Genomic DNA, 213 nt, shown 5'->3' with positions numbered 1-213 from the left:
GTCGGCGTACGCGGCGGCGGCGTTCAGGGCCTGGGCGGTGGCGCGGCGCTCGGGGCCGTGCGGGCGGAGCAGCCCGGGGGCCATGCAGACCAGCCAGGCCCAGGCGCCGGCGGCGAGGGCCAGCCCGATGTGTCCGGGCAGCTGGCCGGGGGTCTGCCGGGCGAACAGCGAGGCGGAGCTGATGAAGGTGAGGACGACGTTGCCCGGCGGTCC

The 213-nt window shown here is 78.4% G+C and carries 1 pseudogene; it reads right to left on the bottom strand.

The annotated features are described in order from the left end of the window. Window positions 1–213: pseudogene (locus CCN44_RS47215) on the bottom strand (FUSC family protein); the annotation flags it as partial.

The organism is Streptomyces tricolor (assembly GCF_002155905.1).
GTDB lineage: Bacteria > Actinomycetota > Actinomycetes > Streptomycetales > Streptomycetaceae > Streptomyces > Streptomyces tricolor.
The sequence above is the reverse complement of the archived record's forward strand: the minus strand, read 5'-3'. Positions and strand labels throughout refer to the sequence as shown.